This window comes from Nocardia tenerifensis NBRC 101015 (assembly GCF_000308715.1).
GTDB lineage: Bacteria > Actinomycetota > Actinomycetes > Mycobacteriales > Mycobacteriaceae > Nocardia > Nocardia tenerifensis.
The window spans coordinates 1-5,137 of the sequence record NZ_BAGH01000513.1 but is presented as its reverse complement, the minus strand read 5'-3'; the positions used below and the strand labels follow the sequence as shown (position 1 = coordinate 5,137).

General features: G+C 71.0%; 7 protein-coding genes. 1 reads left to right on the top strand and 6 read right to left on the bottom strand.

The genetic code is table 11. The features are described from left to right. Positions 1-398, bottom strand: a 398-nt coding sequence (gene eccB, locus ON39_RS34820; RefSeq protein ID WP_083894874.1) for a type VII secretion protein EccB, incomplete at its 3' end; no start/stop codon positions are given. A gap of 81 nt (positions 399-479) precedes the next feature. Here eccB and eccE point away from each other — a divergent pair. Continuing rightward, complete coding sequence (gene eccE, locus ON39_RS34815; RefSeq protein ID WP_157195562.1) at positions 480-2,213, top strand: type VII secretion protein EccE; 1,734 nt, start codon at positions 480-482, stop codon at positions 2,211-2,213. A 51-nt stretch (positions 2,214-2,264) separates the two neighbouring features. Here the strand turns inward: eccE and ON39_RS34810 are convergent, their stop codons facing one another. The 5 genes from ON39_RS34810 to ON39_RS34790 all read right to left on the bottom strand — a co-directional run bounded on the left by ON39_RS34810 (position 2,265) and on the right by ON39_RS34790 (position 5,119). Further along, positions 2,265-2,558: a hypothetical protein gene (locus tag ON39_RS34810; protein WP_040740560.1), complete on the bottom strand. Its 294-nt coding sequence runs from the start codon at positions 2,556-2,558 to the stop codon at positions 2,265-2,267. Between the two features lie 28 nt (positions 2,559-2,586). Then, on the bottom strand, positions 2,587-2,898 hold the full coding sequence (locus ON39_RS34805; protein WP_040740559.1) for a WXG100 family type VII secretion target: 312 nt from the start codon (positions 2,896-2,898) through the stop codon (positions 2,587-2,589). 72 nt (positions 2,899-2,970) lie between these two features. Further along, positions 2,971-3,756, bottom strand: coding sequence for an ESX secretion-associated protein EspG (locus ON39_RS34800; RefSeq protein WP_040740558.1), 786 nt, complete (start codon positions 3,754-3,756; stop codon positions 2,971-2,973). Positions 3,757-3,789: 33 nt separating this feature from the next. Beyond that, on the bottom strand, positions 3,790-4,809 hold the full coding sequence (locus tag ON39_RS46330) for a PPE domain-containing protein (RefSeq protein ID WP_051187486.1): 1,020 nt from the start codon (positions 4,807-4,809) through the stop codon (positions 3,790-3,792). A 4-nt stretch (positions 4,810-4,813) separates the two neighbouring features. Continuing rightward, positions 4,814-5,119 carry a PE domain-containing protein gene (locus ON39_RS34790; RefSeq protein ID WP_040740557.1) on the bottom strand — a complete coding sequence of 102 codons (306 nt, stop codon included), beginning with the start codon at positions 5,117-5,119 and terminating at the stop codon, positions 4,814-4,816. Between the last annotated feature and the right edge of the window lie 18 nt (positions 5,120-5,137).

The window sequence follows — 5,137 nt, the reverse complement described above, 5'->3', positions numbered from 1 at the left end:
GCGCCGGGAATGCCGAGCAGCGGCCCGCGCGGCATCGACGACAGCTTCGCGTCCTTGACCGAGGACGGCGACTCGCCGCTGCCCGTGATCAACCGGGCCGACGCGAGATTGAGCGCGGGGTGCAGCGTGCCGTCGACCACCGCGTACAGGGCGCCGCTGCCGGAACCCATCACGATCTTGGCGTCGCCGACCTGGCCCTGCGGTCGCAGAAACGACAAAATCGCCGCGCCCGCGGTGACCAATACCGCGAGCACGACGCCGGTAATCAGCGAGCGGAATTGAATTCGCATGGGATCGTGCAGCATCCGTACGTCGCGGCGCACCATCGCGTGCCCGTAGCGCTGCAACAGGAATCTATATCCATTGACCTGCGCGCGGGTAGTCAACTGGGCAGGCACCACAACTCCTTACGCATTCTCGGCTGGCGTGTGAGACGCTAGCGCACAATGCAGGGTTTGTGCTGAATGGAGACAGGCCGAGTGAATAACGAACAAATTCCCGGAACTACCGAAACGGCGGCGGCCGCAATTCCGCCGCCGGGTCCGTGCCGCCGCACGCCGTTCGACCTGGCGCCGCTGACAATAGTTTTGCCGTGCGCCGCGGCGGGCACGGCGGCCGCTACCACGGCAATCGCGCTCGACGCGCCGCTGTGGGGCACGGCGAGCGCGGGCGTCGCCGCCTGCGTGCTCGGCGCGGCGCGGGTGCGCAAGACAAACATCTGGCGAATTCTGGGGATGCGCACCGCACTCTGGTGGCGTAATCGCCGCGAGAATGCTCGCCCCGCGCACACCGAGCCGTTCGATGTGCCGATCCCGGAAACCAGCGGCGACCGCTGCGGAATGCGCTGGGACGGCAGCCATCTCATCACCATGCTGGCCCTCGATCGCGCCGCGGTGACGCCCACCCTGCTCGACACCGCCGATATCCACTCGAGCTCGGTCGTGTCGCTGGCCGACGTGGCGCGCTGCCTCGACCAGTTCGATATCCGGCTCTCGGCCGTCGACGTGCTCGCGCTCGGCGTCCGCACCCAGGGCCCGCACAACGTGGCCGACCTGTACCAGAAGCTGCTCGGCCCGCTGCCCGCCGCGGCCTCCCGAACGCTGTGGCTGGTCCTGCGATTCGATCCGCTGGACAACGCGGGCGCCATCGGCAACCGAGGCGGCGGCCAGGAGGGCATGATCCGGGCGGCGCTGGTCGCCACCCGCCGCGTCGCGAGCCGGCTCACCACCCGCGGAGTCCGCGTGTCGGTGCTGACCGCGGTGGAGCTCGCGGCGGCGGAGGCGGCCACCCTGCACGACACGGAGGTGACGCAGTGGTCCGAGAACTGGCGGGCCCTGCGCAACAACAGCATCGAGCTGACCGGTTACGCGATCCCGCCCGCGCGCCTGGACTCCGGCGTGCTGACCTCGGTGTGGGCGTTGCCCGGTAAATCCGTGCTCACGCGGCTGCGCCTGACGCCGAAGCCGGAGTCGAACACGCCGGGCCGCCGGGGTACCGCGGTGGCGTTGACCGCGCTGGTGCGGCGGGACGTCACCGGCGGCCCCGACACCGAATCCGACTCCGCCGTCGCGACGCTCGGGCTGCTCCCGCTGCCGGGCAACCAGCGGCGACTGCTGCTCGACGGCGGCCACCTCCCGCTGTCGGCCGCGCTGAGCGGCCCCGCCGCGGCGATGGCCAGGTTCACGGTGCCGGTCGGCGGGTGCGGTCAGGTGATCGGCGCGACGGAAAGCGGCTCGGGCGTGGCGGTTCCGCTGTTCGGCCCGTCGGTCCGGCGCGTGGAGATCGTCGGATCGCTGGGGCTGACCCAACTGATGGTGCTGCGCTCGGTGGCCGTCGGCGCCAAGGTGATCGTGCACAGCGCGCGGCCCTCGGCGTGGGAACACCTGGTCGACGAGGTCGGCGCGCCCGCGGCGCTGTCGGTGTCGTCGGCGGGCGGCTCGCACCACGCGGCCTCGGCGACGATGATCGTCTACGACGGCGTCACCTCCGCCGGACAGGTCTCCGACGCGACCGCCGTCTATGTGCGCGGGCCGGAGGAGGCCGCGGGCCCCGACGCCGACGTGGTGCTCATCGAATCCGCCGACGCCCCGGGCCAACTCGTGCTGCGCACCGCGGGCGAGGACCTGACGGTCCGGCTGGTGTCCCTCCCGGAGGAGTTCGAGTATCTCGGCGCCACCGCGACCGAGGCCGAGGCGCTGGCCCCGACGGCATGAGAAAGGGGCCCGTCGCCGTCGCGGCGGGCCCCTCTCCCGGAGATCGGCCTGCTACCAGACGAAGTCGTCGGCGACATGCTGATCGGTCGCCTGCGCCTTCTCGAGCGCGCCCCGGACATTGGTGATGCCCTTGCCGAGGACGGCCAGCAGGCCGTCCATGTCGTCCATCAGCGTCTTGTGCTTCTGCTGGAACGCCACCGACGCGCCCGAATCGCCGCTCTGCCACGCCTGGCTCAGCAGCTTCTTCGACGCGTCGTCGGCGTTGGTCCGCTCCGCGGTGATGGCGGATTGGTAGGACTCCAGATCGGAGATGAGCGCGAGGATTTTCGCGGGGTCGTACAGCATGGTTATGGTCCCGTTCTCGGTAGTGGGGTCAGAGGTAGTTGGTGTTCAGCGTGGTGAACCCGGACATGCTCTCGTCTTCGGTGGACGCCACCTTCTTCTCACCGGTGTTCAGCGCGTCGGAAACCAGGCCGAGGTCGACGTTCACCGCCTTGATCTTCGTCTGGAGTTCGGTGGCGAATTTATTGAAAGCGGTGTATGCGTCGCCCTCCCAGCCGCTCTTCGCGCTTTCCACCGCTACGCCGAGTTTGTCGACGGTCTTGTCGATCGGCGGAATTGTTGCGGCGTATTCGTTCGCATACTTCTGAAAAGTAGCGAAATCAAGGTGGAGTGCACCGGCCATGAGACGTCCTCTCGAAGGAATGGATCTGTGAAACTGCCGGAGCGATCACTCCGGACGATCGGGAAATCGGTGTTACGGCATCCAGCGGCCCTGCGGCAGCGCCTCGATCTGGGCCGCCACCGCGTGGGCGAGCCTGCGATCGGTGCCGGGAGCGAGGGTGGTCCAGGCCCGGCCGTCGGCGGCGACGCTGCCGCCGGCGATGATGCGGCCCGCGGCTGTGTCGTAGACGGCGGCGGTGGCCGGCGAGCGCACGGCGGCGCCGTCGGCGTGGGCGTAGCAGACCAGTTCGGCGAGCGAAGTCCATTGCCGCAGTGCGAGTCCCAGCGTGATCGCGTCCTGCTCGGGCAGGCCGAGCTGATACACGGCGCTGGTCGCGCTGTTGTCGGCGGCGTCGAGCCGCTCGCGCAGTTCGTCGGTCGGGGCGCGGAAGGTCGGGATGTCGGCGGGCTGCGCCGGTCCCAGCGCGTCGAGCAGCGGCCTGGCCAGCAGTTCGGGATCCTCGTCGCCCCACACGGGGCGGATGTCGAGCTCGTCGCCGACGCGTATCGCGACGGCGTGGTCGAGCCCGCGCCGGACCAGGCACACCCGATGTAGCTCCGTGCCGCGCCGAATCCTCAGTACCAGTTCGCGTTCCGGGCGGGCGAGGGCGAAGAGCGCGCCCGCGAGTTCGTCGTCGCGGACGTCCCCGTAGCCGTCGAGCACGCCGCGTTCACGTAGCTCCAGCGTCGCGGCTTCGCGTGCCCCGGCGGCGCTCGCATGGTCGACGTGGCGTGCGCGAAGCGCGAGTACCGACGGAAAAGTCTGCACACCAAGCGATTCCGCGACGACTAGGGCACCGTCGAGGGTCAAGGTCGCCATCTGGTCACGCCCCCCGGACGTCGGTGGTGCGTGTCACGGCCGCACCTCCGGCACCGCTCGTGGACCCTGCGCCGTCGCGTTACCGCCCAATACCGCTGGGGCCGTGGCGAATCCGGCATCGACCACGATCTGCTCGCTGATATCGCCCGCCTCGACCGCCCCGGCACGCACACCCGGCTGTTGCGCGGGCGCGGCGGTCTGAGACGCGGCGGGCGGCACGATCGGCGGCGGCGCCGTTGCCGGACCCGCCGTGGAGACGGCCAGTGTGGCCGCGGGCGCCGGCGCGACGATCGAGCCGGGCTGCGGCAGCGGAGTGAGTACCAGCGACTCCGCGCCGACCGGCACCGTCGGGGGCGGCGTGAGATCGAGCGCGGACAGATCGACCGACAAGGCGGGCGCGTGTAAGACCTCCGTGGGCACCGGCGCGGTGAGCGGCTCGGGCGCGGCGGGCGAATGTGGTTGTCGCCGAGCCTGTTCCGAGAGCAGGTTGGCGCCCGCCGACACCGCCGGGGCCAGCGGCTGCTCCCACGGAACCGACAGCTTCTCACTCGCCGCCTCGTAGGTGCGCATCGCCTGGGCGGCCTGCTCGCGCAGCGCGTCGACCTGACGTTCGGCCAGGTCGAGCAGCCCGGCCAGCGGCGCGCCGAGCAGGCCGCCGGCGAGCATGTCCTCGGCCGATCGCACGGCCGCGCTCAGCTCGGCCACCGGCGGCATGCCGAGTTTGCACAGCTCGTAGGACGCGGCCTGCTGCGCGGCGGTCGCGGCATTGTCCGTCGCCGCGGCGGTGATGGCGTCGAACCACGTCGACAACCCGGCCAGCTGCGCGAGCCCGTCCTCGCTGGAGTCGGAGCCCCAGGCGTGCCCGACCACCCCGAGGATGGCGCGGAACTCCGTGCCCGCCTCGCCGAGTCCGGCGGCGAACTCGGCGTAGGCCGCCCCGGCCTCGGCCATCGGGGCCGCGCCGGGTCCGGTGGTCAGCTCGTGCGCCAGTTGCTCGGCGGGCACGGCCTCCCAGATCGTGCCGGTGAACCCGGCCTGCGGTGGCTCGGCCATCGCGCTACATCAGGGGCTTGAACGAGTCGACCACGTCGTCGTCGGCGACGGCGGCGAGGTCGGCGTGCGAGCGCAGGTTGGCGGCGATCTTGCGCAGCTCGCCGACGCCGCTGCGATAGGAGTCCTGGAAGGATCCGCCGACCGCGCCGATGGTCTGCGCGGTCTGCCGCGACACCGGATCGAGGCCCGCCGCCGCCGGGGCGAGCGCGTCACCGCGGCGGTGCAGCGTGCCCTCGAGTCCGTCGGCCAGGGTGTCCAGGCGGGCCGCCGCCAGCCGGGCGAGCTCGCCGTCGAATGCGATCTGACTCATCGAAATCTCCTCTGTCTA

Bases quoted from the DNA above. Each gene is read 5' to 3' on its own strand.
- ON39_RS34805 (WP_040740559.1), bottom strand. From the start codon at position 2,898: ATGGCCGGTGCACTCCACCTTGATTTCGCTACTTTTCAGAAGTATGCG.
- ON39_RS34810 (WP_040740560.1), bottom strand. From the start codon at position 2,558: ATGCTGTACGACCCCGCGAAAATCCTCGCGCTCATCTCCGATCTGGAG.
- ON39_RS34790 (WP_040740557.1), bottom strand. From the start codon at position 5,119: ATGAGTCAGATCGCATTCGACGGCGAGCTCGCCCGGCTGGCGGCGGCC.
- ON39_RS46330 (WP_051187486.1), bottom strand. From the start codon at position 4,809: ATGGCCGAGCCACCGCAGGCCGGGTTCACCGGCACGATCTGGGAGGCC.
- ON39_RS34800 (WP_040740558.1), bottom strand. From the start codon at position 3,756: ATGGCGACCTTGACCCTCGACGGTGCCCTAGTCGTCGCGGAATCGCTT.